At 67.1% G+C, this 27,000-nt stretch carries 27 protein-coding genes; 10 read left to right on the top strand and 17 right to left on the bottom strand.

Annotated features, from left to right (window positions below):
* Positions 1-129: 129 nt before the first annotated feature.
* The 4 genes from cyoE to HCU76_RS18975 form a co-directional block, all read right to left on the bottom strand.
* Entirely contained in the window at positions 130-1,038 is a 909-nt protein-coding gene (gene cyoE / locus HCU76_RS18990) for a heme o synthase (protein ID WP_218510323.1), read from the bottom strand.
* Between the two features lie 121 nt (positions 1,039-1,159).
* Positions 1,160-2,467: a heme A synthase gene (locus HCU76_RS18985; RefSeq protein ID WP_218510322.1), complete on the bottom strand. Its 1,308-nt coding sequence runs from the start codon at positions 2,465-2,467 to the stop codon at positions 1,160-1,162.
* On the bottom strand, positions 2,464-3,177 hold the full coding sequence (locus HCU76_RS18980) for a hypothetical protein (RefSeq protein WP_213955145.1): 714 nt from the start codon (positions 3,175-3,177) through the stop codon (positions 2,464-2,466). The genes HCU76_RS18985 and HCU76_RS18980 overlap by 4 nt, the downstream gene beginning before the upstream one ends.
* Entirely contained in the window at positions 3,128-3,916 is a 789-nt protein-coding gene (locus HCU76_RS18975) for an SURF1 family protein (protein ID WP_371319855.1), read from the bottom strand. Before HCU76_RS18975 ends, HCU76_RS18980 begins: the two co-directional genes overlap by 50 nt.
* Positions 3,917-3,943: 27 nt before the next feature.
* On the opposite strand from HCU76_RS18975, the gene HCU76_RS18970 reads away from it, so the two are divergent.
* Entirely contained in the window at positions 3,944-4,174 is a 231-nt protein-coding gene (locus HCU76_RS18970) for a twin transmembrane helix small protein (protein ID WP_213955146.1), read from the top strand.
* A 77-nt stretch (positions 4,175-4,251) separates the two neighbouring features.
* Here the strand turns inward: HCU76_RS18970 and HCU76_RS18965 are convergent, their stop codons facing one another.
* The 8 genes from HCU76_RS18965 to HCU76_RS18930 form a co-directional block, all read right to left on the bottom strand.
* Positions 4,252-5,133, bottom strand: coding sequence for a cytochrome c oxidase subunit 3 (locus HCU76_RS18965; protein ID WP_213955147.1), 882 nt, complete (start codon positions 5,131-5,133; stop codon positions 4,252-4,254).
* Between the two features lie 45 nt (positions 5,134-5,178).
* The gene (locus tag HCU76_RS18960) at positions 5,179-5,385 is read right to left on the bottom strand and encodes a DUF2970 domain-containing protein (RefSeq protein ID WP_213955148.1); all 207 of its coding nucleotides are present in this window, start codon (positions 5,383-5,385) and stop codon (positions 5,179-5,181) included.
* Positions 5,382-6,008, bottom strand: a complete 627-nt coding sequence (locus HCU76_RS18955) for a cytochrome c oxidase assembly protein (protein WP_213955149.1) — start codon at positions 6,006-6,008, stop codon at positions 5,382-5,384. The genes HCU76_RS18960 and HCU76_RS18955 overlap by 4 nt, the downstream gene beginning before the upstream one ends.
* A gap of 18 nt (positions 6,009-6,026) precedes the next feature.
* Positions 6,027-6,137 (bottom strand): cytochrome oxidase small assembly protein, encoded by a 111-nt coding sequence (locus HCU76_RS18950; protein WP_213955230.1) that lies wholly within the window; start codon positions 6,135-6,137, stop codon positions 6,027-6,029.
* 14 nt (positions 6,138-6,151) lie between these two features.
* Positions 6,152-7,783, bottom strand: a complete 1,632-nt coding sequence (gene ctaD / locus HCU76_RS18945; RefSeq protein ID WP_213955150.1) for a cytochrome c oxidase subunit I — start codon at positions 7,781-7,783, stop codon at positions 6,152-6,154.
* A 34-nt stretch (positions 7,784-7,817) separates the two neighbouring features.
* Positions 7,818-8,996, bottom strand: coding sequence for a cytochrome c oxidase subunit II (gene coxB, locus HCU76_RS18940; protein ID WP_218510321.1), 1,179 nt, complete (start codon positions 8,994-8,996; stop codon positions 7,818-7,820).
* Between the two features lie 61 nt (positions 8,997-9,057).
* On the bottom strand, positions 9,058-9,534 hold the full coding sequence (locus tag HCU76_RS18935) for a DUF2244 domain-containing protein (protein WP_213955152.1): 477 nt from the start codon (positions 9,532-9,534) through the stop codon (positions 9,058-9,060).
* A gap of 123 nt (positions 9,535-9,657) precedes the next feature.
* Positions 9,658-10,575 (bottom strand): biotin synthase, encoded by a 918-nt coding sequence (locus HCU76_RS18930; RefSeq protein ID WP_213955153.1) that lies wholly within the window; start codon positions 10,573-10,575, stop codon positions 9,658-9,660.
* A gap of 21 nt (positions 10,576-10,596) precedes the next feature.
* Between HCU76_RS18930 and HCU76_RS18925 the strand changes: the two genes are divergently transcribed.
* Positions 10,597-11,313 (top strand): ComF family protein, encoded by a 717-nt coding sequence (locus HCU76_RS18925; RefSeq protein WP_213955154.1) that lies wholly within the window; start codon positions 10,597-10,599, stop codon positions 11,311-11,313.
* A 26-nt stretch (positions 11,314-11,339) separates the two neighbouring features.
* The gene (locus HCU76_RS18920) at positions 11,340-11,801 is read left to right on the top strand and encodes a tRNA (cytidine(34)-2'-O)-methyltransferase (RefSeq protein ID WP_213955155.1); all 462 of its coding nucleotides are present in this window, start codon (positions 11,340-11,342) and stop codon (positions 11,799-11,801) included.
* 114 nt (positions 11,802-11,915) lie between these two features.
* Here HCU76_RS18920 and HCU76_RS18915 read toward each other — a convergent pair whose 3' ends face one another.
* Together HCU76_RS18915 and HCU76_RS18910 are read right to left on the bottom strand one after the other, a co-directional pair.
* Complete coding sequence (locus HCU76_RS18915; protein WP_213955156.1) at positions 11,916-12,374, bottom strand: MaoC family dehydratase; 459 nt, start codon at positions 12,372-12,374, stop codon at positions 11,916-11,918.
* Between the two features lie 66 nt (positions 12,375-12,440).
* The gene (locus HCU76_RS18910; protein WP_213955157.1) at positions 12,441-13,061 is read right to left on the bottom strand and encodes a ParA family protein; all 621 of its coding nucleotides are present in this window, start codon (positions 13,059-13,061) and stop codon (positions 12,441-12,443) included.
* A 156-nt stretch (positions 13,062-13,217) separates the two neighbouring features.
* Between HCU76_RS18910 and HCU76_RS18905 the strand changes: the two genes are divergently transcribed.
* Both HCU76_RS18905 and kefC read left to right on the top strand, forming a co-directional pair.
* Positions 13,218-13,928 (top strand): NAD(P)H-dependent oxidoreductase, encoded by a 711-nt coding sequence (locus HCU76_RS18905; RefSeq protein WP_213955158.1) that lies wholly within the window; start codon positions 13,218-13,220, stop codon positions 13,926-13,928.
* The gene (kefC, locus tag HCU76_RS18900; RefSeq protein WP_213955159.1) at positions 13,928-15,754 is read left to right on the top strand and encodes a glutathione-regulated potassium-efflux system protein KefC; all 1,827 of its coding nucleotides are present in this window, start codon (positions 13,928-13,930) and stop codon (positions 15,752-15,754) included. Before HCU76_RS18905 ends, kefC begins: the two co-directional genes overlap by 1 nt.
* Before the next feature lie 91 nt (positions 15,755-15,845).
* On the opposite strand, the gene HCU76_RS18895 is transcribed toward kefC, so the two are convergent.
* From HCU76_RS18895 to HCU76_RS18885, 3 genes are all read right to left on the bottom strand, one after another.
* Positions 15,846-17,450, bottom strand: a complete 1,605-nt coding sequence (locus tag HCU76_RS18895) for a nitrous oxide reductase family maturation protein NosD (RefSeq protein ID WP_213955160.1) — start codon at positions 17,448-17,450, stop codon at positions 15,846-15,848.
* Between the two features lie 152 nt (positions 17,451-17,602).
* The gene (locus tag HCU76_RS18890; protein WP_218510320.1) at positions 17,603-19,150 is read right to left on the bottom strand and encodes a right-handed parallel beta-helix repeat-containing protein; all 1,548 of its coding nucleotides are present in this window, start codon (positions 19,148-19,150) and stop codon (positions 17,603-17,605) included.
* Between the two features lie 463 nt (positions 19,151-19,613).
* The gene (locus HCU76_RS18885; protein WP_218510319.1) at positions 19,614-20,486 is read right to left on the bottom strand and encodes an amidohydrolase family protein; all 873 of its coding nucleotides are present in this window, start codon (positions 20,484-20,486) and stop codon (positions 19,614-19,616) included.
* Positions 20,487-20,591: 105 nt separating this feature from the next.
* Between HCU76_RS18885 and HCU76_RS18880 the strand changes: the two genes are divergently transcribed.
* From HCU76_RS18880 to HCU76_RS18860, 5 genes are all read left to right on the top strand, one after another.
* Positions 20,592-21,365: a crotonase/enoyl-CoA hydratase family protein gene (locus HCU76_RS18880; RefSeq protein WP_218510318.1), complete on the top strand. Its 774-nt coding sequence runs from the start codon at positions 20,592-20,594 to the stop codon at positions 21,363-21,365.
* Between the two features lie 161 nt (positions 21,366-21,526).
* Positions 21,527-23,398, top strand: coding sequence for a feruloyl-CoA synthase (locus HCU76_RS18875; protein WP_218510317.1), 1,872 nt, complete (start codon positions 21,527-21,529; stop codon positions 23,396-23,398).
* A 21-nt stretch (positions 23,399-23,419) separates the two neighbouring features.
* Positions 23,420-24,205 (top strand): SDR family NAD(P)-dependent oxidoreductase, encoded by a 786-nt coding sequence (locus tag HCU76_RS18870; protein ID WP_218510316.1) that lies wholly within the window; start codon positions 23,420-23,422, stop codon positions 24,203-24,205.
* Between the two features lie 26 nt (positions 24,206-24,231).
* Positions 24,232-25,221 carry a Bug family tripartite tricarboxylate transporter substrate binding protein gene (locus tag HCU76_RS18865; protein WP_218510315.1) on the top strand — a complete coding sequence of 330 codons (990 nt, stop codon included), beginning with the start codon at positions 24,232-24,234 and terminating at the stop codon, positions 25,219-25,221.
* 71 nt (positions 25,222-25,292) lie between these two features.
* Positions 25,293-26,999, top strand: coding sequence for a tannase/feruloyl esterase family alpha/beta hydrolase (locus tag HCU76_RS18860; protein WP_218510314.1), 1,707 nt, complete (start codon positions 25,293-25,295; stop codon positions 26,997-26,999).
* The last annotated feature ends 1 nt before the right edge of the window (position 27,000 follow it).

The following is a 27,000-nucleotide window of genomic DNA, read 5'->3' as shown; positions in this document are numbered from 1 at the left end:
TCGAACTCATTTCAGTTTTCATGGCGCCGCAACCGCGCCGACGTGCGCAAATCGAAGCCCAATCGAACCGGCTTTGCCGGGCCGTGGGGTACGCCCCGTGGGGAGCGCCACAGGCGCATTCGGGGCGGGTCATCCGATGTAATGGTCGACCAGCAGCGCCGCGAACAGCACGCTCAGGTGGATCAGCGAAAAACGGAAGGTCTTGCGCGCCAGCTGGTCCGAATAGTTGCGCCAGAGCGCGAACGCATAGCCGGTGAAGCCGATGCTCACGCCCACCGCCACGGCCAGGTATAACCAGCCGCTCATGCCGTAGATGAAGGGCATCAGGCAGGCGGCAAACAGGATGAAGGTATAGAGCAGGACCTGCAGCCGGGTGAACTCGTTGCCATGCGTGACCGGCAGCATCGGGAGTCCTGCCTTGCGATAGTCCTCGACGCGGTAGAGCGCCAGCGCCCAGAAATGCGGTGGCGTCCACAGGAAGATGATGAGGAACAGGATCAGCGCTTCCGGCCCGACGTCGCCGCGGATCGCGGCCCAGCCCAGCACCGGCGGCATCGCGCCGGAGGCGCCACCGATGACGATGTTCTGCGGCGTGAGCGGCTTCAGGATCACGGTGTAGATCACCGCATAGCCCACGAAGGTGGCAAAGGTGAGCCACATGGTCAGCGGGTTCACCGTGAACCACAGCAGCGCCGAACCCGCGGCGCACAGGAAGGCCGAAAAGATGAGCGCCTGCCGGTCGCTCAACTGCCCGCGTGCGGTCGGTCGCCACGCGGTGCGTTTCATCTTCGCGTCGATGCCCTTCTCGACGAGGCAGTTGAACGCCGCTGCGGCGCCGGCCACAAGCCAGATGCCCACACAGGCGAGCACGGCACGCTGCACCTCGACCCACCCTGGCACCCCCGGCACCGCCAGCACCATGCCGATGAAGGCGCAGAAGACGATGAGTTGCACCACGCGCGGCTTGGTCAGCGCGTAGAACTGGCGCAGCACGCTGGCGGTGCTGGTGGATCGTTGGACGGGTACGGGGGTGCTCATTCGATAACCTCAGCGCCGCGCGCTGCGGTGCGAGCGCCTTCGGGCGGCCGGGCGGCGCTCATTGGATAACCTTCGCGCTGCGCGCTGCGGTGCGAGCGCCTTCGGAGCGGCCGGGCGGCGCTCATTGGACAACCTCCGCGCCGCGCGCTGAGGTGCGAGCGACATCGGGCGGTCGGGCGCCATTCACAGGACCTCGCTGCTGCGCGCCGGGGTGGGAGCCTGCCTCAGGCGACCTGCTCCCGTATTGCGCGGGGTGCACCATGGCCGTGGCGCCCTGCGGCACGGCCACGGGAGCGCGTCGGCTTTCGCACAAGGACCAGACCAGTACCACGGCCAGCGCTGCCGCGCCGCCGGTGTGAAGCAGGGCCGCCAGCAGCGGCCAGCCGAGCAGGACGTTGCCGAGGCCGGTGGCGAGTTGAAGCAACGCCAGCCCGGCCAGCCAGTTCGACTGCGCGCGCAGCGTCGGCACGGCGCGCAGGCGCCACGCGAGCGCACCGATCGCGGTGAAGACGGCGTAGGCCATCAGCCGATGCACGTAGTGGATCGCGGTCAGCGCCGAAAAATCGACCGGGTTGCCCTCGGCAGTGAGGCCCAGCGAACGCCAGATCTCGAAGCCCTGTGCGAAGTTCATCGGCGGCCACCAACTGTCCTGGCACGTCGGGAACTGGGTGCAGGCAAGCACCGCATAGTTGGTGCTGACCCAGCCCCCCAGCGCGATCTGGAAACCAAGCAGCAAGCTGGTCGCGACCAGCAGGTTGCGCAAGGCGCCGGGCAAGGCGGTCGGCAATCGCTCGCTGGCGGCCTGCTGGTAGCGCACGGCCTGCATGCAGAGCAGCGAGAGCAGCACGATGGCGCCGAGCAGATGCAGTGTGACGATCGCGGGATAAAGCTTCATGGTCACGGTGAGCGCGCCAAAGGCGCCTTGCAGGCAGACCCACAGCAGCGTCACCAAGGGCCAGGCCGGCCGCAGCGCCGCATGCCGCGCGGCGCCAAGGGACGCGCGGCGTTGCTGGCGCCACGCAATGAACGTCGCCACGGCCAGCACCACGATCAGCACACCGACGCCGGTGGCCAGGTAGCGGTGCACCATCTCGATCCAGGCCTTGCCGTGCGTCACGGGGCCGGTCGGCTGGAGGGATTGCGCCATCGCGATTTCATGGCGTGCCCCCATCGGGCTGGCATTGCCGTAGCAGCCCGGCCAATCGGGGCAGCCGAGGCCGGAATCCGTCAGCCGCGTGAAAGCGCCGAACAGCGTGAGGTCAAAGGTGAGGAACAGCGCCAGGACCGTCAGCGCATGCAGGCGCCGCGCAATGCTGTGACCCGCGCTGCGCCGCCAGACCCACAGCAGCGGGCCGAGCGCGATGAGCACGCCCGCGCCCATGAGCCAGGCGATCGGCGAGAGGTCATAGGGCGCGACGACGGGGGTCATCGGCCGGGCTCGTCCCAGGATGCGGAGGCGCGCAACAGACGCTCCAGATCGCGCTTGGCGCGCGAAGCCCCGGCGGCATCCATGCGGGCCGGGAAACGCATCATCCAGTTGCCCATCGGGTCGACCACATACAGGTGTTCGTTCAAGGCGTGCCCCGAGGCGGGCGCCAGCCACTGCGACAACTGCGCAGCGGGCATCCGCAGCACCGTGGCGCCGCGCAGGCCGTTGTCCAGGCGCGCGGGCGGCGATCCGGCGTCGCTGATCATCCAGACGCGGTCCACGCGCTCCTTCTCGCGCCCAAGGCTCTCGCGCAACTGGCGTTGCAGGTAGAGCTGCTGCTCGCACAAGGCATCGCAGGCAGCATCGGCCACGGCCACGATCAGCCATTGGCCCTTGAGCGACGACAACGGCACCGACACGCCGTCGCGGTCGAGCGCCTTGATCGCCGGCAGCGTGCGTTGCGGCTCGACCAGTTCGCCGTAGACGCTGCGCCCCTCCGGCCGGACCACGTAGTAGGTGAAGTAGGACGCAATGACGGGCGCCGCGCACATCAGCATCACCGCGATCATCTTCCAGCGGCCCGAGACCGTGCGGCGGCCGGCCTCGGCGCCCAGCGCCTGCGGCGATGGCATCGAGTGCACGGTCAGCCCGAGCGGCTCGTCAGCCACGGCGGGCACGGCGGAACGGGGCAACAATTTGGAACCAGACATAGAGGATGGTGACGAGGGCTGCGAGGCCGAACCACTGGAATGCGTAGCCGTAATGCTTTTCGATGCCGAACGCCGGCGCCGGCCAGTCGCGATGCAATCCTTCGGAAGCGGCGCCGGTCTGCTGCAGTGACACATCGGTGCGCAGCGGCAGCCTGGATTCGGCCTTGAACACCTCGAGGTCGAGATTTTGCCGGATGGGCGATGCACCCGGCGATTCCACGGTCGCAGCAGCCGGCGCGGGCGTCTTGCCCAACTCCAGCAAGTGCGATGGCGGCGCTTCGATGCGGGCGTCGATCTCAACCAGGCCGGCGGGCGTCTGCACGGGTTGCAGCTTCGTGCGGTCCTCGAAATTGCGCTGGATCCAGCCGCGCTGGACCATCACGGTCTGCTGGCTGCCTTCGATGGCGAAGGGGGCGACAACGTAGAAGCCAGGCACGCCGCCCATCTGGCGGTTGTCGAGGTAGACCGTTTGCGGGGCCAGCCACAAGCCGCGCAGGTGCACCAGCCGATGCATGGCTTCGCCCGGTTGCCCCATGGCAAGGAAGTCCTGCTGGCCGAGCGGCGGCAGCGTCTTCTGCGACTCGATGGCGGCCTGGAGCGCCTCCTTTTGCGCCGCGCGCGAAAGCTGCCAGCGGCCCAGAGACAAGGTGGCCACAAGCATGAGCAACGCGGCGACCGTGACCAGCCAGAAGCGGCCGCGTCGCGCGGCAGGTGCGGCCTGCAGGGAGATGGTGTTCAAGGGACGGGGCGGCGTGGTCGGCCGATAATGAGAGTCATGAAATATGTCGTCGCCCTTGCCTTTGTCGGCATCCTGGCGAGTCTCGGATTTGCGCTCTACTACATGCTGAAGGACGGGCGCGACGGGCGCGCCAAGTCGGGTGGGATGGCGCGCGCTCTGACCGTTCGGATTGCCTTGTCGGTGATTTTGTTCCTGTGCATCCTGCTGGCCTGGAAACTGGGATACATCCAGCCAGGGGGCCTTCCGGTCAGCCGATAGGTCGGGGCGGGCCGCATCGCCGCCCAGCCATGAAAAAAGCGCCTCGCGGCGCTTCTTGAGGGTGCCGGCCAATGCCATCAAAGCCAGTACACCAGCGTGTAGAGGCCCAGCCAGACCACGTCCACGAAGTGCCAGTACCAGGCCGCGCCTTCGAAGCCGAAGTGCCGGTCGGGGGTGAAGTTGCCGTTCATGAGGCGAATGGTGATGAACAGCAGCATCAGCATGCCGATGAACACATGGAAGCCGTGAAAACCGGTGAGCATGAAGAAGGTCGAGCCATAGGCGCCCGAACTCAGCTTGAGGTTCAACTCGGTGTAGAGGTGATGGTACTCATAGCCCTGCACGCCCAGGAACAGCAGGCCCAGGATCACGGTCACGATCATGAAGCGGATGCATTGGGCGCGATGGTTGGCGCGCAGCGCGTGGTGGGCGATTGTCAACGTGACGCCCGAGCTCAACAGCAGCGCCGTGTTGATGGTCGGCAGCCAGAACGGGCCGACGGTCTGGAACGGCTCCACGATGCCGGCGGGCGAGCCCGTCACCCCTGCCGCGACACTCGGCCACACCGCCTTGAAGCCAGGCCAGAGCAACGCGTTGTCGAGGCTGCCGAGCGCCGGCAGCGAGTGCGTGCGCGTCCACCACAGCGCCGTGAAGAAGGCGCCGAAGAACATCACCTCCGAGAAGATGAACCAGCTCATGCTCCAGCGGAAGGAGAGGTCGACCTTGTGGCCGTACTGCCCGCCTTCGCTTTCGTGGATGGAGGTACGGAACCACACGAACAGCGTGCCGAGCCAGACCAGCATGCCTGCCAGCAGCGAATACATGCCCCATTCATGGCCGTTGATCCACTGGGCCGCGCCCAGGATCACGAAGAGCAGCCCCGTCGCGGCCATGACCGGATAGGCCGATGGGCCGGGCACGAAGTAGTAGGGCGTGGCGCCGTGGGTGGGTGAACTCATATCAGGTCCTGGCTTTCTTCTCTCGATTCAAATCTTTTGCGGGGATCAGGGCGCGACCACGAACTTGACCAGCACGATCAGGGCGCCGACGAACAAGGCAACCGCCCCGAAGCCGACCGCGATGATGTGCAGCGGCGTGAGGCGGGCGACGTCTTCCTGGTGCGCGCTGTTCTTGCGCACGCCGAAAAAGCCCCAGGCCACGGCCTTGATGGCCCGCAGCAGCGAGCCCTTGCGTTCCACGCCGGGGTTCATGACTTCGGCTCCACCTGCAACTGGGGTGCGGCCGCGGTCGGGGCAGGCGGTGTCTTGCCGCCCACCTCGAAGAAGGCGTATGACAAGGTGATGGTCTTGACGTCCTTCGACAGCTTCGGGTCGATGATGAACGCGACTGGCCATTCCTTCTTCTCACCCGGGTCCAGCGTGTATTGGTTGAAGCAGAAGCACTCGAGCTTGTTGAAGTACGGCGCGGCCTGCTGCGGCGCATAGCTCGGAATGGCCTGCGCCGCCATGCGGCGGTTCTGCACGTTCTGGAACTGGTACATCACGGTGTGCAACTCGCCCGGATGCACCTGGATCGAATTCTGCGCCGGCTTGAAGTCCCAGAGCGCGCCGTGCACGTTGGCGTCGAACTCGACCGTGATGGTGCGGCTCATGTCGACCTGCGTGTTCGCCGGCACCTTGACGTCCTTGCCGCCCGAGGCGCCGCCGGGCACCTCCAGTTCGGACAGCGCCAGGATGTTGATGCCGGTCACTTCGCAGATCTCGCGGTACAGCGGCACCAGCGCATAGCCGAACGCGAACATGCCGGCGGCCACGACGGCCAGCTTGGTGACCATCTGGAAGTTGGCGCGGCGAATGCGTTGGGCGATGCTCATGGAATGGGTGCGCGGGCCTTAGTGACCGACATAGACCATGCGGACAATGAATCCGACGAAGAACAGCACGGCGATGGAGGCCAGCGTCAGCCCCATGCGGCGGTTGCTCTTCTTTTGTTCCGGCGTCATCGCGTTTGCGGCGTTCAACCGATCACCTTGGTGGCGGTCGGGTCGAGGCGCGGAGGTGTTTCGAAGGTGTGGAACGGCGCCGGCGACGGCACTTCCCACTCCAGGCCTTCGGCGGCTTCCCACGGCTTCTGCGAAGCCTTTTCACCCTTGCCGAGCATGGTCGGCAGCGCGATGAAGAAGAAGAAATACACCTGCGCCAGTCCGAAGAACAGCGCGCCGATCGACGCCACCGCATTGAAGTCGGCGAACTGCATCGGGTAGTCGGCATAGCGACGCGGCATGCCGGCAAGGCCCAGGAAGTGCATCGGGAAGAAGGTGACGTTGAACGAGATCAGCGACCACCAGAAGTGGACCTTGCCGCGCGTCTCGTTGTACATCACGCCGGTCCACTTGGGCGACCAGTAGTAGAAGCCCGCGAACATCGCGTAGAGCGAGCCGGCCACCAGCACATAGTGGAAGTGGGCCACGACGTAATACGTGTCTTGCAGCTGCGTGTCGATCGGCGCCACGGCCAGGATCAGGCCGGTGAAGCCGCCCATCGTGAACACGAAGATGAAACCCACCGCGAACAGCATCGGCGTCTCGAAGGTCATCGAGCCCTGCCACATGGTGGCGATCCAGTTGAAGACCTTCACCGCCGTCGGCACCGCGATCAGCATGGTCGCGTACATGAAGAACAACTGGCCGGTGAGCGGCATGCCGGTCGTGAACATGTGGTGCGCCCACACGATGAAGGACAGGATGGCGATCGACGAGGTGGCGTACACCATCGAGGCGTAGCCGAAGAGCTTCTTGCGGGCGAAGGCCGGCACGATCTGGCTGATGATGCCGAAGGCCGGCAAGATCATGATGTAGACCTCGGGGTGGCCGAAGAACCAGAAGATGTGCTGGTACATCACCGGGTCGCCGCCGCCGGCGGGGTTGAAGAAGCTGGTGCCGAAGTGGCGATCGGTCAGCGTCATGGTGATGGCGCCGGCGAGCACCGGCATCACGGCGATCAGCAGGTAGGCGGTGATCAGCCAGGTCCAGCAGAACATCGGCATCTTCATCAGCGTCATGCCCGGGGCGCGCATGTTGAGGATGGTCACGATGATGTTGATCGAGCCCATGATGGACGAGGCGCCCATGATGTGCATCGCGAAGATGCCGGCGTCCATCGACGGACCCATTTGCAGCGTCAGCGGCGCGTAGAGCGTCCAGCCGGCCGCGGGTGCGCCGCCCGGCATGAAGAACGAGCTGACCAGCATGATGGCGGCCGGGATCAGCAGCCAGAAGCTGAAGTTGTTCATGCGCGCGAAGGCCATGTCGGACGCGCCCACCTGCAGCGGGATCATCCAGTTCGCGAAGCCCACGAAAGCCGGCATGATCGCGCCGAACACCATGATCAGGCCGTGCATGGTGGTGAACTGATTGAACAGCTCGGGGTTGACCAGCTGCAGGCCGGGCTGGAACAGCTCGGCGCGGATCATCAGGGCCAGCACGCCGCCCACCATGAGCATGGTGAACGAGAACAACAGGTACAGCGTGCCGATGTCCTTGTGGTTGGTCGCGAACACCCAGCGGCGCCAACCAGTGGGCGCGTGATGTTCGTGGCCATGGTCGTCATGACCGTGTGCGTGGCCGTGGGGGTCGAGGACTGCGCTCATGAATCTTCCTTGGAAATCGTGGGTCTCGGCGCGCTTACTTGGCGCGCTCGGCCTTCACCTGGGAAGGCTGGACCAATTGGCCCGTCTTGTTCGACCAGCTGTTCTTGGTGTACGACACCACCGCTGCAATGTCGGTGTCGCTCAATTGCTTCCAGGCGGGCATGGCCCCGTTGTTCTGACCATTCAGCACGACATGAAGTTGCACGGAGGCGTCTGCGTTGAGCACCTTTTCGCTGGCATCGAGGGGCTTGATCGGGCCGGCGCCCTTGCCATTGGCCTGGTGGCAGGCCGCGCAGTTGCCGGCATAGACCTTCTCGCCGCGCGCCATCAAGTCGGGCAGCACCCAGACCTTGTTCGGGTCGTCGAGCTTGGCCGCGGCTTCCTTCTTCTTGCCGTCGACCCAGGCGGTGTAGTCGGCGGCTGCCATCACCTTCACGTGGATCGGCATGTAGGCGTGCTCCTTGCCGCACAGTTCCTGGCATTGGCCGTAGTAGTCGCCGACCTTCTCGGCGCGGAACCAGGTGTCGCGCACGAAGCCGGGGATCGCGTCCTGCTTGAGGCCGAACTGCGGCACGGCGAAGGCATGGATCACGTCGTTGGCGGTGGTGATGATGCGGATCTTCTTGTCCACGGGAACGACCAGCGGGTAGTCGACCTTGAACAGGTAGTCCTTGGGCATTTCGCCGTGGGCGCCCGCATCGGACATGGCGCGCTGGCTGCTGTCGAGCGTGGAGATGAAGGCCAGGCCTTCGCCTTCGCCCTTGACGTAGTCGTAGCCCCACTTCCACTGGTAGCCGGTGACCTTGATGGTGAGGTCGGCGTTGGTGGTGTCCTTCTGCGCGACCAGGACCTTTGTGGCGGGCAGCGCCATGAGGATCACGATGACGAAGGGGACGATGGTCCAGATCACTTCGACGACCACCGACTCATGGAAGTTGGCCGCCTTGTGGCCGACCGACTTGCGGTGCTTCCAGATCGAATAGAACATGACCGAGAACACGGCAACGAAGATCACCGTGCACAGGACCATCATCGCGTTGTGCAGGAAGTGCTGTTCCTGCGCGATCTTGGTGACGCCAACGGGGAGATTCAACTGGCGTACCAAGGGGCCGCCCGGCAGGCTTTCGACTGCGTTCGCAGCACCACTGATCACCGCGCCGGCCGCCAGCAGCAGGGTTGCCGGCCAGGTCTTGTTGCGCCAATTGCTCTTCATCGTGTGTACTTCTTCAATTACCAGTTAACCCATTGGCCCGGTGCCCGCCTGCGCGCGCCACTCAGGCCGCGCGCAGTGCCATGCGAATCTCACGCGCCAGCGCGGCACGCAACTCGGGTCGCACATAGCGCCCCACCCTGACCGAACGACCCTGCCCCGAGACCTCGATCAGCGAACGGTCGCTGGCCTCGGGCTCGACCCGCACCTGGTGCGGCAAAAATTCCGTGCGCTCGTAGTGGCCGCCATTTTCCAGTTCAACCACCAGGCGACCTTCCTGCAGCGCGATCTTTTCGCCATCGGTCGCATGCCGCGCATACAGCACGAAGGCGACGCCGACGGCGGTGAGTTCCAGCCAGGCAAACGGCAACACGAGCCGCGCCCCATGCCACCAGAACACCGTGCCGATGCCCAGCGAGACGATGCACAGCGACGCGTAGAGCCAGCCCAGCTGGCTCGGCGTGACCGAGCAATTGCGCTTCAGGAACCAGTGGATGCTCTGGCCTGAGACAGTGGCAAAACGAAACACGGAATTCGACACGGGCGAGTTCGGCAAATCGGTGCGTCGACAGCCGCCAAACGGGTGTTTGACGAGCCGCGTTCGCGGGACCATACCCACGAGTTCACGCAACGGCGGATTGTAGCGGGTGGTTTCGGGCCAACTTCATGCGCCGGGGCGTCCTCGCTGCAGCATGGAGCGCATCTCGCGCAGCGAAACGGCGCTTTCTGGCGCGAGCGCGACACGTGGCGCCGGTTTGAACGCGTGGCCATAGATGATTTCGAAGCCCAGTGCAATGCGACCCTGGTCGGGGCCGCCGTTGCTGGCGGTGGCGGCGAGCGCGGCGCCGAGTTGCCCGCGCCACTTGCGGCCACGCAGCGCGCCGAAGCGAGCCGGATGCAGGTTTCGACCGAGGGTGCGCAACTCCGCCAGCGCCGCCTCGAGGGTAGCCCAGGTGAGGGTCACGCGTTCCATGTCCATCACCGGCTCCGCGAACCCGGCGTGCACCAGCATGTCGCCCCAATCGTGCATGTCGGTGAATTCATGACCGGCCGGCGGCCAGCCCAGGCGCGCGTAGAGGGCACGCAGTTCGCGCACCGTGTCGGGGCCGAGGCAGGAGAACATCAGGAAGCCGTCGGTCGCGACGGTGCGGTGCCAGCGCTTGATGAGCGCCTCCGGGTCGGCGGCCATGTGCAGCGCCATGTTGGCCCACAGCAGGTCGACACCGTCCTCTGGCGGGGCTTCGAAGCGCGGCTGCGCGCCTTGCCAGCGCCTGGCGCTCCACCAGGGTGCGCTGAGGAGCCCAGCGGTACGCGTGGCCAACGCGTCATCGGGCTCGATCACGTAGGGCGCGGCGGCGGCGTAGCGGCGCGCGACCAGCGCGTGCGCCTCCAGGCCGCCACGCAGCGGCGACCAGTCGGCCCAGGTCTTGGGCTTGGCGGTGATCCACTGGAGGCGATCTTCCATGCGGCGGCCGATTTCCTCGTGCAGCCAGGGGGAGCCTTGCGCGGGCGCGAGGCGGGACCAGCGGCTGGCCGCCGCGGCATCGATGGTGGGCGGGCGCTGGGCGGGGTCGGTAGCCATGGGCGGCCAGTATATTGAGGCATGCGCTTCCGCCCGGCCCTGCGCCCGTTCACCGCCCTGCTCGACGCCTTGCCAAGCCAATGCGCGGTGTGCCGTACCTGGCCGACCAGGCCGATCTGCGATGCCTGCGTGGCCCGGCTGGCGGCTCCTGTCGAACGCTGCCCCACTTGCGCGATACCGACGCCGCAGGGGATCACGCGTTGCGCCGAGTGCGTGGCAAATCCGCCACCGCTGGACGCCTGCATCGCGGCCTGCGCCTACGAATGGCCGTGGCCCGAATACATCGCGCAGTTCAAGTTCCACGGCGACGCGGGCTGGGCCGCGCCGCTGGCCACGCTGATGCGCAGTGCGCCCTGGGGCGAGCCGGCGCTGGAGGAATGCGATCTCGTGTTGCCGATGCCCCTGGCGCTGGAACGGCTGCGCGAGCGCGGCTTCAACCAGGCGCTGGAGTTGGCGCGTCGGCTCGCTCCGGGCAAGGTCGATGCCACGCTGCTGCTGCGCACGCGCGCGACCACGGCGCAGAGCGGGCTGCTGCGGGCCGAGCGATTGCGCAACCTGCAAGGCGCCTTCGCCATCGAGCCCTTGCGCGCGGACGAGGTGCGGGGGCAGCGCATCGTCCTGGTCGATGATGTGATGACCAGTGGTGCTTCGTTGTTCGCGGCGGCGCAGGTACTGCGCGCCGGCGGGGCGTCGCACGTGGGCGCCATCGTGCTCGCGCGCACCGGCGCTCCACAATAGCCGCCCTTCCTGTCATTCGCCGCGCAATGTTCCATATCGTCCTGGTCGAACCCGAGATCCCGCCCAACACCGGAAACGTCATCCGCCTTGCAGCCAATACCGGATGCACGCTGCACCTGGTCGAACCGCTGGGTTTCTCGATGGACGACAAGCTGTTGAAGCGCGCCGGGCTCGACTATCACGAGTACGCCGAGGTGCGGCGCCATGCGAACTGGCAGGCGCTGCTTGACGATATGCAGCCGCCGGCCGACCGCATGTTCGCGCTGACCACGCGCGGCACGCGCTTCGTGCACGAGACCGCGTTCAAGCCGGGCGACTGGCTGGTGTTCGGCGCGGAGACGCGCGGCCTCGCGCCTGAGTTGCGCGAGCGCTTTGCGCCGGCGCAGCGCCTGCGACTTCCGATGCGCGAAGGTCAGCGCAGCCTGAACCTGTCGAACGCCGTGGCGGTGACGGTGTTCGAGGCGTGGCGGCAGAACGCCTTCGCCTGAGGCAACTGCATGGCCTTCTGACGGCGATCCAAGGCCCGCGCTGTCGAATCGCGGGCGAGGGGGCTGAATGCGCTGTCGAGGAGCCTCACGGTCTCTCCGGCGGCGCGGATGGCATCAGCGGAAGCGGCGCACCACCGATTCGGCCACGCAGGCCGGCTTGCTTGCGCCTTCGAGCTCGATGGTGACTTCCCAGACCATCTGCACACTGCCCTTGTCGTCGATCGACTCGCTCGACAGCAGCTTCATGCGGCCACGCACGCGGCCACCGACCGGCACCGGCGACATGAAGCGGACGCGATTGAGGCCGTAGTTGACGCCCATGCGGGACTCGACCACGTCGACGCCCTCCGCGAAGATCTTGGGGATCAAAGCCAGCGTCAGGAAACCGTGCGCGATCGGTCCGCCGAAGGGGCCCGCCTTGGCGCGCTCGACATCGACGTGGATCCACTGGTGGTCGCCGGTGGCTTCGGCGAACTGGTTCACCTGCTCCTGGGTAATGGTGATCCAGTCGGTGGTTGCGACTTCCTGGCCGACGCACGCGGCCAGATCTTGAAGGGTCTGGAAAGTTTTCATGCCCCGGACTCTAGCCGTCGGCAGCGTGAATCGTCTGTAGCGGCGGCGACAAATTCCCCCGGGGAACTACTGATCCAGCCAATGCACGAGGGGCTGCCACTGTTCCAGGTCGCGCTGCACGCGGCCGGGTGCGATGTCGAACAGGGTGAGCCCGCGCGCGGCGAGCTGGACGTAATTCTGCGTGTCGCGCAGCTCGGTCACCATCGGCACGCCGAGCCGGGCCACGAACTCGCGCAGCCGGTCGCCCGACAGGGTATGGGCGCCCACGCGCATGCCGACCAGCCCGATGCGCGACTTGCCGGCCTTGCGCTGGCCCTCCAGCCGCAGCAGGAAATCGCGGGTGGCGTAGATGTCGAAGATGCTCGGCTGCAATGGCACCAGGATCTGGTCGGCCAGCGCCACCACCTCCTTGAAGCGCCAGCCGTGCAGGCCGGCCGGCGAGTCCAGCACCGCATGCGTGGTGCCGCGCGGCGGGCGGGCGACGGTGCCCTCGCCGGCCGCTTCCCAGGTGGCAATGGGCGCCGCCTTGGCCGGCCGCAGGTTGAGCCACAGGCCGGACGACTGCTGGCGATCGACGTCGCCCAGCATCACCGCATGGCCACGGCTGGCGAAATAGCCCGCGATGTTGGTCGCGAGCGTCGACTTGCCGACACCGCCCTTGGGGTTGGCTATCAGAACCACCGGCATGGAGTCTCCTCGGATACAGCGGAAGAAGTCCGCATCCTAGTGTGTCGTCCCGCGAATTGCTGCGCAAAGTGAAATTGAAGCATTTCAAGTGCGCCGCTTGCGGACGGCACATCGGCCTTGCGCCACGGCGTTCGACGATTGCGCTATGTTCGCGGCATGCCGGCCTCCACGACACCTCCAACCAGCCCACCCCGCGTCTACGTGATCGCGGCCCACCCGCAGTGGCGCGACTCGCGCGTGAACCGCCTGCTGATGCAGGCGGCGCGCAGCCTGCCGCACGTCGATGTGAACGATCTCTACGGCAGCTATCCGGACTACGACATCGACATCGAGGCGGAACAGGAGCGCCTGGCGCGCGCCGACCTGCTGGTGCTGCTCCACCCGATCCAGTGGTACTCGATGCCGCCACTGCAGAAGCTGTGGTTCGACGAGGTGCTGGGCTGGGGCTGGGCCTACGGGCCGGGGGGCTCGGCGCTGCGGGGCAAGGACTGCTGGCTGGTGGCGACCACGGGCGGCACGGAGTCGAGCTACCACCCGCAGGGCTACAACCGCTATTTCTTCGACGCCTTCCTGCCGCCCTATGAACAGACCGCGGCCTTGTGCGGCATGCGCTTCCTGCCGCCGCTGGTGTTCCACGGGGCACGCAGCGCGACGCAGGAGGAACTGGTGGCGCACGTCAACGTGTTCAAGGACCGGCTCGCGAGCTATCCGGACTGGCCGGAGATGGACGAGATCGACGCCTGCCCGACCTGCGTGGTGCCCGAGACCGACCGGCCGGCCGAGCAGGAAGACGCCGGCAAGCTGGGCGCCCAGGCCCTGAAGGACGCGCTGGCCCGCATCGCCCCCGCCCAGGCGGGAGCGGCCTGATGGAGCATCACGCACCGGCCTGGCTGGTCAACTCCCTCATCTACCTGGGCGCCGCGGTCATCGTGGTGCCGATTTCGAAATGGGCCGGCCTGGGCTCGATCATCGGCTACCTGGTGGCCGGCATCGCGATCGGGCCGACGGTGTTCGGGCTCGTCACGAATGTGCAGGACATCCTGCATTTCGCCGAATTCGGCGTGGTGCTGATGTTGTTCCTGGTCGGGCTGGAGCTGGAGCCCAAGCGGCTGTGGAACCTGCGGCAGCCGATCTTCGGCTGGGGCAGCGCGCAGGTGCTGTGCTGCGCGGCCGCCCTGTTCGCGCTGGGGTGGGCCGCGGGCGCCATGTGGCGCGTGGCGCTGGTGGGCGCGCTGGGGCTGGCCTTGTCATCGACCGCGATCGCGCTGCAGGTGTTCGGCGAGCGTAACCTGCTGAAGACATCGAGCGGCCAGGCCGGCTTCTCGATCCTGCTGTTCCAGGACGTGGCAGCCATTCCGATCCTGGCGCTGCTGCCCTTGCTGGCCGGCGATGCGGCGGGCGAAGCAGCGACCGGCACGGGGCGCCTGCTGCAGGGGCTCAAGATCATCGGCGTGATCGGCGGCATCGTGCTCGGTGGCCGGCTCGCGTTGCGGCCGGTGCTGCGGTGGATCGCGCGCAGCAACACGCCGGAGATCTTCACCGCCGCCTCGCTGCTGCTGGTGGTGGCGATCGCAGCGCTGATGCAGTTCATCGGCCTGTCGATGGCGCTGGGCGCCTTTCTCGCCGGCGTGCTGCTGGCGGAGAGCGAATACCGGCGCGAACTCGAGACCGACATCGAACCCTTCAAGGGCTTGCTGCTGGGCCTGTTCTTCATCGCCGTGGGCATGAGCATCGACTTCGGCGTGCTGATGCGGCAACCCGGCACGATGGCCCTGCTGGTGGTGGCCTTCATGGCGATCAAGCTGGCGGTGATCTACGCACTGGCCAAGGCGATGGACATTCCGTACCAGCAGCGACCGGTGTTCACGCTGCTGCTGGCGCAGGGCGGCGAATTCGCCTTCGTGGTGTTCCAGGCGGCCGGACCGAACGTGCTGCCGCCGGAGACCGCATCGCTGCTGATCGCGGCAGTGGCGCTGTCGATGCTGGTGTCGCCGCTGCTGCTGGTGGCCATCGACAAGCTGATCCTGCCGCGCTACGACCTGATGGGCGGCAAGGCGATGGAGGAGATCTCCGAGCAGCAGGAGGGCAAGGTGCTGATCTGCGGCTTCGGGCGCTACGGCCAGATCATCGGGCGCCTGATGCTGGCCAACGGCATGCCGCCGACGGTGCTGGACCATGACGCGGACACGGTGGAAGGGCTGCGCCAGTTCGGCTTCCGGGTGTTCTATGGGGATGCGACGCGGCTGGACCTGCTGCGCATCGCAGGCGGCGGGAGCGCCAAAGCGATCGTGGTGGCGGTGGATGACATGGAGCAGTCACTGGAGATCGTGGACCTGGTGCGCGAGCACTTTCCGCAGGCCGAGATCATTGCGCGCGCGCGCAACGTGGCGCACTACTACCATTTGCGCGACCGCAATGTCGCCCACATCGAGCGCGAGGTGTTCGAGTCCTCGCTGCGCAGCGGGCGCTCGGTGCTCGAAGCGCTGGGCTGGCCGGCGCACGAGGCGCGGCACGCGGCGATGCGCTTCCGGCAGCGCAACATCGGCATCACCGAAGCGGGCTACCCGCACTACAAGGACCGCGCCAAGCTCATCGCCGTCGCCAAGGAAGGGCGGCAGCAGTTCGAGGAGCAGATGGCGCGCGAGCGGGCGCAGCGGCGGGAGCGCTCGGGGGTGGGCTGGGAGCAAGAGTAGGCCCACCCCCGAATGCGCCTGCAAAAGGTTCGCGTGTAGATCAATTGCATGGTGGCTCTCAACTGCCCTGCCCCGTGGCAGCCGCCTGCTATCAACGACGCGCGAAGTACGCGCCGAAGTACGAATAGCCCGGCTGCACCGGCGCCCCGCCGAAGTCGCTGACGCCGCTCAGTTGCAGGCCACCGCCCTGCAACGGCGAGGCCAGCCGCATGCCGCCGATCAGCGGCGCGGCCAGGTTGTCGAACAGGGGTGTCTCGACCAGGTTGCCTACCGTGCGGGTCGCGGCATCGATGGTGGCGGGCGTGTTGACCCGGATGTCGTCGCCCCAGCGCATCACGGTGCCGCCTTCAGTGTTGACCAGCAGGTTCGGCCCGATGGTGTTGGGCTGGGTGAAGGTCTTTCCGTCGACGTAGACCGCCGGCACGCCCGCGCGCGTGGACATGGCGATGTTGTTGATCACCACGTTGCCGCGCGTGCGGCTGTTGCCCCTGGACGCACCAACGATGATTTCGGCCACCGCCCCGTGCGTGCCGTTCGGGTCGATCGAGTTGCCGCGCGTGGTGTTCCCGAAGATGCGGTTGTTCTGCGCCTCGTAGATGTTGATGCCGTGCCCGTCGTTGCTCAGCAGGATGTTGAAGGCCACGGTGTTGTCGTCGCACCAGCGGTCCACCTCGATGCCGTTGCCGTCATGCAGGCCGGTGTCGACGTTGTGATGGCTGATGTTGTAGACGATGTCGTTGTGGTCGCCGCTGTCCTCGGCCTCCGAACCGCTGAAGAGATGGATGCCGGAAGTGCCCGGCACCGCCAGCCCGCTCAGGCTCACGTCGTTGCGCTCGATGCGCCAGTACGAGCCGCGGATCTCCATGCCGTGGTGCCCGCTGCGGCGCACCGTGTTGTGACTGATGACGCTTTGCGCGCCGGCCGCGCCGTTGACTTCCACGCCGATGCCATGCGTCACGGCCTGGTCGACCACGTTGCTGACGATGTAGATGTTGGCGCCGGCGCCCTGCGACACGTTGATGCCCATGTGCCCGCCCATCACCACGTTGTTGCTGACGGTGATGTGGTGACTGGCCTGCCGGATCACGAATCCGCTGTACTGCGGTGGCTGGACGTAGAGGCCGCTGATGCGCAGGTGGCTGGCGTTCTGCACGTCCATGGTGGTCAGGATGACCGGCCGCTGGTTGCGGTCCGCCGCCACGATGCGAATGGGCGATTGCGCCGTTCCGTTGGCCGTGATGGCCAGCGGGCCGGCATAGGTGCCGGGCGCGATGCGCACCAGGCTGCCGGGCGGAAGCTGGCGCCAGGGCACATCCTGGAGCTGCGCGACCTGGAGTGCGCCGGCCGGGACGGCGATGCCCGACCCCACCACGACCAGCTGGCCGCTGGCCCAGGGCCAGGGATCTTCGTCGGGGGCCGGGGCAAAGCCGGGAATGAACTCGGGCGCCGGCAATGCATCCGCGGTGGTCGTGTCGCCGGCCTTGGAGAGGGCCATCGCTTCCGATGGCGACTTGCCCGCGCGCGGGGGGGTCTGCGCGGCTCTGTCGACATTCGCCGCCGCATCGACATTGCTGCTGGCAAGGCTTCCTGCAATCCCTGCGCTGCCGTCCCCGCTTCCACCACCCCCACAGGCCATGACGCATAGCGCGCCCGCGACCACCGCCGCGCTGGTGCGCGTCACTGTCTTCATGTTCATTCGACGTGTCCTCCCTTTTCAGCCCACGAGTATGGGCCGATGCGAACTATCGGATCAATTGGTCCGAATGTCCCACTCGACGATTTCAGGCTGCCCAGGGGCTCGGCATGCGTGCACCCCGGCCCCTGGAGGACAGCGAAAGGGAAGCCGCTTCACAGGGGACTGAAGAAATAGGCCCCGAAGTAGACGAGCGGGGGCTGCGCCGGGGCACCGCCGAAATCGGCCGCTCCGCTCAAGGAAGCGCCGGTGCCTGCCGGCGCTTGCGCCAAGCGAAGTCCGCCGGTCAGCGGATAGCTCGCATCGACGAACGCAGGTCGCTCGACCGCATTGCCGCTGGTCGACGTCGCGACATCGACGGCGGCGGAATTGTCGGCGCGGATATCGTCGCCCCAGCGCATCACCGTGCCACCCGCCGCGTTGAACAGCAGGTTGGGCCCGACCACGTTGTCGTGCAGGAAGGCGCGGCCGTCCACATAGATCGCCGCGCCGTCCGCGCGCGTTGCGACCGCGATGTTGTCCATCACCAGGTTCCCGCTGGTCCGGTTGTTTTCCGGCGTGGCGCCCACCATGATCTCGGCCAGCGCGCCATGGGTATGCATCGGGTCGAGCGCGTTGGCCAGGGCCGTGTTCGCATAGACGCGGTTGCCCTGCGACTCGTACACGTTGATGCCCGCGCCGTCATTGGCCCAGACGAGGTTGAACGCCACCGTGTTGTCGTCGCACCAGCGATCGGTCTGGATGCCGTTGCCGTCGTGCGCACCGGTGTCGGCGTTGGCATGGCTCGCGTTGTAGACGACGACGTTGTGGTCGCCGCGGTACTCTTCCGCTGTCTTGCTGAAGATGTGGATGCCGGAGGTCCCGGCGATCGCCAGCCCGCTGTAGCTGACGTCGTTGTGTTCGATGCGCCACCAGGAGCCGCGAATCTCCATGCCGTGGTGGCCGCTGCGGCGCACGGTGTTGCGGGTGATCAGGTTCGTCGCGTCGGCGGTGCCGTTGCCATCCACGCCGATACCGCTGAACACGGTGTCCTCGATGAGGTTGTTGCCGATGACGAGGTGGGTGCCCGGTTCCCCGGTCACGTTGATGCCGATCGGCGCGCGGCGGATGACGTTGTCGGTCACCGTGATGTGATGGCTGCCCTGGCGGATCACCACGCCGCCGTTGGCCTCGGTCCGTACATCGAAGCCGCTGATGCGCAGATGGCTGGCGCCACGCACGTCAAGGCTGGTGGTGACGACCGGCATCTGGGTGCGGCTGGCGGCCTGGATGCGGATGGGCGCTTCTGCCGTTCCGTTGGCGGTGATGGCGATCGTGCCGACATAGGTTCCGGGCGCGACGCGCACCACGCTGCCGGGTGGCAAGGTGTCCCAGCGCACGTCCTTGATCTGGGCGACCTGGGTGGCCCCGGCCGGCACCTCGATGCCCGAGCCCACGATCACGAGGACGCCCGCACCCGACGGCGTGGCATCCAGTTCGCCGATGGGCGGCACATAGCCGGGGGGCGCCTCGGAGGGTTTGGCGGCGTCGGGTCTCACTGGCGTGGCGCCCCCGCCTCCAGACGTGCCGATCACTTTGCCAAGTTCGGTCAATTCCACCGTGCCGAGGGCGGGCGCAGCGTCCAGCGCCTCCGAGCCTGCGGGCTTCGACACGCCGGTCGATGGCTCCCCGGGCGTCGTCGCCACGGTGCCCAGGCCGGCCATTCCGGCAGAACCGCCGCCTCCGCCTCCGCCGCAACCGACGAGAAACAGGGCGCCAGAAAGTATTGCTATGGCAAAACCGGACGCATTCTTGTAAACCTTAATACACATAAAACGATACTCCAATCTTGCATCAGTAGATGAAGTATCGCAATACGATCCCGAAATGTATCGGTCAGGCAACCAAAAGTGACTTTGTCCTACAAGATGCATGTCGGCCCCGAATGGCGCCGCAGAGGAGGGAGCGGATGCAGTTCGAAGTGCTTCCGGGGTGCAGCGTCGCGCCGCATGGACGCGCTGATGGTCTTGCCAACGCCGTTCGTCGCCATGGACAGGCTGTTGGTCTTCCTCCCTCTCCCTCCGGGAGAGGGCCGGGGTGAGGGCAGCCGCCTCCAAAAGGAGGCAAGGCTGCCGATCCACCCCGAGCCCGGTACGTACGGGCGCACCCAACCCAGGAAAAACGAACTCAGGAAGCCTTGTCCAACCCCAGCAACCTCACCGCATTCCCCTTCAGGATCGCCGGCATCACTTCCGGCTTGAAGCCCGCATCCTCGAAGTCCTTCAGCCACCGGTCCGGCGTGATCAGCGGATAGTCGCTCGCGAACAGCACGCGATCCTTCAGCAGCGTGTTGGCGTACTGGACGAGTTGCTTGGGAAAGTACTTCGGGCTCCAGCCGGACAGGTCGATCCACACGTTGGGCTTGTGCGTGGCCACGCTCAGCGCTTCGTCCTGCCATGGGAAGCTGGGGTGCGCCATGACGATCTGCATGTCGGGGAAGTCGATGGCCACGTCGTCGAGGTGCATCGGGTTGCTGTATTCGAGGCGCAGGCCGCCGCCGCAACGCATGCCCGAACCGATGCCGCTGTGGCCGGTGTGGAACACCGCCGGCAGGCCGTATTCGGCGACCACCTCGTAGATCGGCCAAGCCATCCTGTCGTAGGGATGGAAGCCCTGAACGGTCGGATGGAACTTGAAGCCCTTGACGCCGTATTCCTCGACCAGCCGGCGCGCCTCGCGAGCGCCCATCTTTCCCTTGTGCGGGTCGATGCTGGCGAAGGCGATCATCATGTCGCTGTTCTTCTGCGCGTGCTCGGCGATCTCCTCGTTGGGGATGCGGCGCCGGCCCATGTTCGACTCGGCGTCGACCATGAACATCACCAGGCCGATCTTGCGCTCGCGGTAGTAGTCGATGCTTTCCTGGATGGTCGGGCGGCGGCCGGCCTTGAAGTACTTGTCGGCGGCGCGGTCGTATTCCTCGCCGTAGTTGTCGAACGGGTTCCAGCAACTCACTTCGGCGTGGGTGTGGGTATCGATCGCGATCAGGTTCTGGTGGTCCACAGGCTTTGTCTCCAGGTTCGGGTAAGTACCGAGTTCAGCCGCCTCATGCGGCCTTGAATTGGTTATTAACCATAACCATAATCGAAGCCACACCGGAACGCAATCATGAACCACCCCGATCTTCACATCGAGCTTCGCGACACCATCGCCATCATCCGCCTGACCCGCGGCGCCAAGCGCAACGCGCTGTCGGACGGACTGATCCTCGCGTTGCGCGACGCCTTCGACAACCTGCCCGACACGGTGCGCGCCGCCGTGATCGACGGCGAGGGCCCGCACTTCTGCGCGGGGCTGGACCTGAGCGAACTGCAGGAACGCGACGCGGGCCAGGGCATGCGCCATTCACGCATGTGGCACGCGGCGCTGGAGCGGGTGCAGTACGGGCCGGTGCCGGTGATCGCGGCGCTGCACGGCGCGGTGGTCGGCGGCGGGCTGGAACTGGCGAGCGCATGTCACATCCGTGTGGCGGACAGCAGCACCTTCTACGCGCTGCCGGAAGGCTCGCGCGGCATCTTCGTGGGCGGCGGCGGCTCGGTGCGCATCCCCAAGCTGATCGGCGCGGCGCGCATGACCGACATGATGCTGACCGGCCGCGTCTACAACGCCGAGGACGGCGAGCGCGCCGGCTTCGCGCAGTACCTGGTGCCGGAGGGCACGGCCTTCGACAAGGCGCTGGAACTCGCGCAACGCGTGGCCCAGAACGCGCCGCTCACCAACTACGCGCTGATGCACGCGCTGCCGCGCATCGCCGAGCAATCGGCCGACCATGGCTTCTTCACCGAATCGCTGATCGCGGGCATTGCGCAGGCCTCCCCGGAAGCGAAGACGCGGCTGGCGGACTTCCTCGAAGGACGCGCCGCCAAAGTCAGCAAAGACTAGAAGGTGTGAATCTTTCTACTGCGGCCACCGATCTCGGGCCTGCGGTGCTCACCGCACGAGAGTGCGGTTCCGCTCCGCGAACCGGGCTCCCGGCTGGCGCCCTCGCTACGAAATCTTCACACCTTCTGACTCCCTCCAACTGGTAGCGCATGACAACCACAATGACCGAGACAAAACCCACTCCCGTCGTGCCGCGCTACCGCCCCCTGGCCTTTGGCATCACCCGCGGCGTGCTGACCGAAGGCGCGCCCGGCGTGCGCTACCTGAAGGCGGAGACGCCGCTCGCGCCCTACGTCGATCGCATGACGGATCGCCTCAAGCACTGGGCCACGGTGGCGCCGGACCGCACCTTCATCGCGCGCCGCGAACGCCTGCCCGACGGCAGCACCGGCGACTGGATTCGACTGAGCTATGCCGAGGCGCTGCACAAGGCGCGCAGCATCGCGCAGGCCGTGCTCGACCGTGGCCTGAGCGCCGAACGGCCCGTCGCGATCCTCAGCGAGAACAGCATCGAGCACGCGCTGATTGCGCTCGGCTGCCTGTACGCGGGCGTCCCCTACTGCCCGGTGTCGCCGCCCTACTCCATCGTCAGCCAGGACTTCGACAAGCTGCGCCATGTGCTGGACACGCTGACGCCCGGACTGGTGTTCGCCGCCGACGCGAAGCGCTTCGGCCGCGCCATCGATGCGGTCGTGCCGGCGGACGTGGAAGTCGTGCTGGCCGAAGGCACGCTGGACCGCCCCACCACTTCCTTCGACGAACTCGCCGCCACGCCCGCAACGTCCGCCGTCGATGCCGCGCTGGCGGCGACCGGCCCCGACACCATCACCAAATTCCTGTTCACCTCGGGCTCGACCAAGCTGCCCAAGGCCGTCATCAACACGCAACGCATGTGGTGCGCCAACCAGCAGCAGATGCGCCAGTCGATGCCGGTGCTGGGCGAGGAGCCGCCGGTGCTGGTCGACTGGCTGCCGTGGAACCACACCTTCGGCGGCAACCACAACGTCGGCATCGTGCTGGACAACGGCGGCACGCTCTACATCGACGACGGCAAGCCCACGCCGGGCGGGATGGCGGAGACGCTGCGCAACCTGCGCGAGATCGCTCCAACGGTGTACTTCAACGTGCCCACCGGATTCGAGGCGATTGCCAACGCGATGGAATCCGACCCGGTGCTGCGCAAGAACCTGCTGTCGCGCGTGAAGATGTTCTTCTATGCCGGCGCCGCCCTGTCGCAGCCGGTGTGGGACAGCCTGCACCGCTCGCAGGAGGCCGAAGTCGGCGAGCGCATCGTGATGGGCACGGGGCTGGGCATGACCGAGTCGGGCCCGTTCGCGCTCTACATCACCGGGCCGACAGTGCAATCGGGCGACCTCGGGCTGCCGGCGGCCGGCATCGAGATCAAGCTGGTCGACATCGACGGCAAGACCGAGGTGCGCTATCGGGGGCCGAACATCACGCCGGGCTACTGGCGCGCGCCGGAAGCGACGGCCGAGGCCTTCGATGAAGAGGGCTACTTCTCCACCGGCGACGCCGTCAAATGGATCGACGAAGCCGACATCCACAAGGGCCTGCGCTTCGACGGCCGCATCGCGGAAGACTTCAAGCTCGCCACCGGCACCTTCGTCAGCGTGGGGCCGATGCGCGCGAGGATCATCGCGGCCGGCACGCCGTACATCCAGGACGTGGTGCTGACCGGCATCAACCTGAAGGAAGTCGGCGCATTGATCTTTCCGACGCAGGCGGTGCGCAAGCTGGCCGGGCTGCCGCCGGATGCGCCGCTGCGCGAGGTGCTCGACAGCGCACCGCTGCGCGCGCGGATGCAGCAGGTGCTCGACGCGCTGGCCGCGGGCAGCACCGGCAGCGCCAACCGCATCGCACGCGCCTGGCTCGTCGACGAGCCGCCTTCCATCGACAAGGGCGAGGTCACCGACAAGGGATCGATCAACCAGCGTTCCGTGCTCAAGCACCGGGCCGCACTCGTCGATGCGCTGCATGCGGACACGCTGGCCTCCATCCTCAAACCCCGATAGACATTCCAAGGAGACAGACAGATGAAGATCGAAGGACAAGCCGCACTCGTCACGGGTGGCGCGTCGGGGCTCGGCGAGGCGACGGCGCGCGAGCTTGCGCGCCTGGGCGCCAGGGTGGCGGTGCTCGACCGCAATGCGGAGCTGGCCGAGAAGGTCGCGAAGGCCATCGACGAAGAATTCGGCGACGGTCGCGCCGTGGCCTGCGCCTGCGACATCACCGACACCGGGAGCGTGAGCGCAGCCATCGAACGCGCCGCCGCCGCGCACGGCCCGGCGCGCATCCTCATGAACGTCGCCGGCATCGGCAGCGCCAAGCGCATCGTCGGCAAGGACGGCAACCCCGCGCCGCTGGAAGACTTCGTGCGCGTGGTCAACGTCAACCTGATCGGCGGCTACAACATGGCGCGCCTGTTTGCCGCGGCCTGCGCGAAGCTGCCTGCGCTGGAGGGTGGCGAGAAAGGCGTGATGCTGTTCACCGCATCGGTCGCGGCCTTCGACGGGCAGGTCGGCCAGCAGGCCTACAGCGCCTCGAAGGGCGGCCTAGTCGGCATGACCTTGCCGATGGCACGCGACCTGGCGCAGCATGGCATCCGTGTCTGCACCATCGCGCCCGGCCTGTTCGCCACGCCGCTGCTCATGGAACTGCCGGAGCCGGTGCAGCAGTCGCTGGCCGCGTCGATCCCGTTCCCGCCACGACTGGGCAAGCCCTCCGAGTTCGCGGAGCTGGCCTGCCACGTCGTGACCAACGGCCACCTCAACGGCGAGGTGATCCGTCTCGATGGCGCGCTCCGCATGGCGCCGCGCTGACCTTTCCACAACCCCGGAGACATGACATGAGCACTCGTCGCACCATCCTCTCTGCTGCCGGCGCCGTCACCGCGCTCGCAGCCCTCCGCCCGTTGACCGCCCTCGCGCAGGCGCTGGACCAGGTCAAGATCTACTACGGCTTCCCTGCCGGGAGCGCGGGCGACAGCGTGGCGCGCCGCGTGGCCGAGAAGCTGGGCGGCACGCCCTACAGCAAGGGCGCGGGCTACGTCGAGAACAAGCCTGGTGCAGGCGGCCGCATCGCGGTCGAGTCGCTCAAGGCCTCGCCGCCGGACGGCTCCGTGCTGACGCTGGCGCCGGTGTCCGCGCTCTCGGTCTACCCCTACATCTATCCGAAGCTCAGCTACAAGCAGGACGATGTCGCGCCGGTGTCGATCGGCGCCATCATGTTCCACGGCCTGGCCATCGGACCCGCCGTGCCGGAAGACGTGAAGACGCTGAAGGACTTCCTGGCCTGGGCCAAGGCCAACCCCGCGCAGGCCAGCTACGGCTCGCCGGGCGCCGGCTCCATGCCGCACCTGCTGGGCGCCCTGCTCGGCCTGCGCTCCGGCGTGGAACTGAAGCACGTGCCCTACCGCGGCACCGTGCCCAGCATCACCGACCTGGTCGGGGGGCAGATCGCCGCCGCCATGAACCCGAGCGGCGACTACCTGCAATACATGAAGGCCGGCCGCGTGCGCGTGCTGGCCACCTCGGGCAAGAAGCGCTCGCCGTACCTGCCGGACGTGCCCACCTTCACCGAGCTCGGCTACCCGGATTGCACGGTGGAGGAATGGTTCGGCTTCTACGCACCGGCCAGGACGCCCGCGGCCACCATCGCCAGCGCCAGCGCCGCCATCAACACCGCCCTTGCCGACAAGTCGGTGATCGACGCGCTGGCATTGGTCGGGCTGGTGGCGCATGGCAGCACGCCGCAGGAAATGGCGGCCGACCAGAAGGCCGAATACGAGCGCTGGGGTCCGCTGGTCAAGCAGATCGGCTTTACTGCGGAATCATGAGGAAGCTCCCCCTTCGCGCACGGCGCCTTGCTGCGCCGCCCCGCTTGCAGAGGGCGGCCTGCTGGAGCAGGATGCACGGTGCCCCTGGCCTTGCATTGGCCGCGGCAACGCTGGTGGGCTGCGCGAGCATCGCACCCGGCACGCCGCCGCCGCAACTGCGCGCCGCGCGCCCCGGCGAACTCATGGCCTGCGGCGATCTGGCGAATCTCACCGGGCCCATCGGCACCGTCATCCTCCAGGCCACGGCCGTGGCGGCTGGACCGGTGCCGGTCGGCAACGGCAGCCAGCCCGCACCGGCGCACTGCCTGGTGCGCGGCAAGGTCAACGAACGGGTCAGTTCGGTCGACAACAACACCTACGCGATCGGCTTCGAACTGCGCATGCCGGTCGAATGGAACGGACGCTTCTTCTACCAGGCCAATGGCGGCCTCGACGGCGTCGTGGTGCCCGCGCTCGGCGGCATCGGCGGCGGCGCGCCGACCACCAGTGCGTTGCAGATGGGCTTTGCGGTGATCAGCTCGGATGCGGGGCATCCCGGATCGATGGGCCCGCGCTTCGGTGTCGACCCGCAAGCACGGCTCGACTACGGCTACAACGCGGTCGCGCAACTCACGCCCATGGCCAAGGGCCTGATCGCGCGCGCCTACGGCCGCGGTCCGGATCGCTCGTACTTCGGCGGTTGTTCCAATGGCGGCCGGCACGCGATGGTCGCGGCCGTGCGTTCCGCGGACCAGTACGACGGCATCCTCGTGGGCGACCCGGGTTTCAACCTGCCGAAGGCGGCCGTGGCCCAGCTCTACGGGGCGCAGCAATATGCCAAGGTGGCGAGCAGGAAGACCGAGGACGACGAGCCCGACCTGCAGAGCGCCTTCACGCCCGCCGAACTCAAGCTCGTGAGCGACAAGGTGCTCGCGCAATGCGACGCGCTCGACGGCCTGGCCGATGGCATCGTGTCCGATGTCAAGGCTTGCCAGGCGACGTTCAAGCTCGACACGGCAGTGCCGACATGCGCGGAAGGCGTGCGGGACGGCAGTTGCCTCAGCGTGCCGCAGAAGACGGCTCTGTCGAATGTCTTCGCAGGCGCACGCAACAGTGCCGGCAAGCCGATCTATGCCAGCTTTCCATTCGACAGCGGCATTGGCGGCAGCAACTGGCGCGAATGGAAGTTCGCCAGCCCGAGCACGCGCGACTCGGGCGCGGTGCAGTTCATCTTCGCGACCCCGCCGATGGTCGACCGTCCCGGCGGCATGGCCTTCACGCTGGGTTTCGACATGGACCGCGACCTGCCGCGCATCGAAGCCACCGACCCTGTCTACCGCACATCGTCCCTGGCCTTCATGACGCCGCCCGATGCAGCCAACCTGTCGGCGCTGCGCAACCGCGGCGGCAAGATGATGGTCTACCACGGCACCAGCGACCCGGTGTTCTCCTCGGACGACACGGCCGCCTGGTACGAGCGCGTGCAGGCCGCGAACGGCGGCGACGCGGCCAGCTTCGCGCGCTACTTCCCCGTGCCCGGAATGAACCACTGCGCAGGCGGCCCGTCCACCGACCAGTTCGAGATGCTGTCGGCGCTGGTGGCCTGGGTCGAGCAAGGCCAGGCGCCGGCCTCGGTCACGGCTGCCGCGCGTGGCCCCGGCGCCAGCGTGGTCAACGCCGAGGTGCCGGCCAATTGGTCCGCCAGGCGCACACGGCCGCTGTGCCCCTACCCCCAAGTCGCGCGCTACCAGGGCGGCGACGTTGAAAGTGCGGGCAGCTTCGCCTGCACTGCACCCTGAA

Origin of the sequence: Variovorax sp. dw_308 (genome assembly GCF_019207085.1) — a bacterium.
Classification (GTDB): domain Bacteria; phylum Pseudomonadota; class Gammaproteobacteria; order Burkholderiales; family Burkholderiaceae_C; genus Variovorax.
This window is presented reverse-complemented; position numbering and strand designations above follow the sequence as displayed.

Coding starts and splice junctions, on each gene's coding strand:
- HCU76_RS18905 (WP_213955158.1), top strand. CDS start 13,218: ATGCCGGCCTCCACGACACCTCCAACCAGCCCACCCCGCGTCTACGTG.
- HCU76_RS18965 (WP_213955147.1), bottom strand. CDS start 5,133: ATGAGTTCACCCACCCACGGCGCCACGCCCTACTACTTCGTGCCCGGC.
- HCU76_RS18925 (WP_213955154.1), top strand. CDS start 10,597: ATGCGCTTCCGCCCGGCCCTGCGCCCGTTCACCGCCCTGCTCGACGCC.
- HCU76_RS18890 (WP_218510320.1), bottom strand. CDS start 19,150: ATGGCCGGCCTGGGCACCGTGGCGACGACGCCCGGGGAGCCATCGACC.
- HCU76_RS18950 (WP_213955230.1), bottom strand. CDS start 6,137: ATGACGCCGGAACAAAAGAAGAGCAACCGCCGCATGGGGCTGACGCTG.
- HCU76_RS18875 (WP_218510317.1), top strand. CDS start 21,527: ATGACCGAGACAAAACCCACTCCCGTCGTGCCGCGCTACCGCCCCCTG.
- HCU76_RS18920 (WP_213955155.1), top strand. CDS start 11,340: ATGTTCCATATCGTCCTGGTCGAACCCGAGATCCCGCCCAACACCGGA.
- HCU76_RS18960 (WP_213955148.1), bottom strand. CDS start 5,385: ATGAACCCCGGCGTGGAACGCAAGGGCTCGCTGCTGCGGGCCATCAAG.
- HCU76_RS18870 (WP_218510316.1), top strand. CDS start 23,420: ATGAAGATCGAAGGACAAGCCGCACTCGTCACGGGTGGCGCGTCGGGG.
- kefC (WP_213955159.1), top strand. CDS start 13,928: ATGGAGCATCACGCACCGGCCTGGCTGGTCAACTCCCTCATCTACCTG.
- HCU76_RS18860 (WP_218510314.1), top strand. CDS start 25,293: ATGCACGGTGCCCCTGGCCTTGCATTGGCCGCGGCAACGCTGGTGGGC.
- coxB (WP_218510321.1), bottom strand. CDS start 8,996: ATGAAGAGCAATTGGCGCAACAAGACCTGGCCGGCAACCCTGCTGCTG.
- HCU76_RS18955 (WP_213955149.1), bottom strand. CDS start 6,008: ATGAGCATCGCCCAACGCATTCGCCGCGCCAACTTCCAGATGGTCACC.
- HCU76_RS18915 (WP_213955156.1), bottom strand. CDS start 12,374: ATGAAAACTTTCCAGACCCTTCAAGATCTGGCCGCGTGCGTCGGCCAG.
- HCU76_RS18930 (WP_213955153.1), bottom strand. CDS start 10,575: ATGGCTACCGACCCCGCCCAGCGCCCGCCCACCATCGATGCCGCGGCG.
- HCU76_RS18970 (WP_213955146.1), top strand. CDS start 3,944: ATGAGAGTCATGAAATATGTCGTCGCCCTTGCCTTTGTCGGCATCCTG.
- HCU76_RS18895 (WP_213955160.1), bottom strand. CDS start 17,450: ATGAACATGAAGACAGTGACGCGCACCAGCGCGGCGGTGGTCGCGGGC.
- HCU76_RS18980 (WP_213955145.1), bottom strand. CDS start 3,177: ATGTCTGGTTCCAAATTGTTGCCCCGTTCCGCCGTGCCCGCCGTGGCT.
- HCU76_RS18880 (WP_218510318.1), top strand. CDS start 20,592: ATGAACCACCCCGATCTTCACATCGAGCTTCGCGACACCATCGCCATC.
- HCU76_RS18910 (WP_213955157.1), bottom strand. CDS start 13,061: ATGCCGGTGGTTCTGATAGCCAACCCCAAGGGCGGTGTCGGCAAGTCG.
- HCU76_RS18985 (WP_218510322.1), bottom strand. CDS start 2,467: ATGACCCCCGTCGTCGCGCCCTATGACCTCTCGCCGATCGCCTGGCTC.
- ctaD (WP_213955150.1), bottom strand. CDS start 7,783: ATGAGCGCAGTCCTCGACCCCCACGGCCACGCACACGGTCATGACGAC.
- cyoE (WP_218510323.1), bottom strand. CDS start 1,038: ATGAGCACCCCCGTACCCGTCCAACGATCCACCAGCACCGCCAGCGTG.
- HCU76_RS18865 (WP_218510315.1), top strand. CDS start 24,232: ATGAGCACTCGTCGCACCATCCTCTCTGCTGCCGGCGCCGTCACCGCG.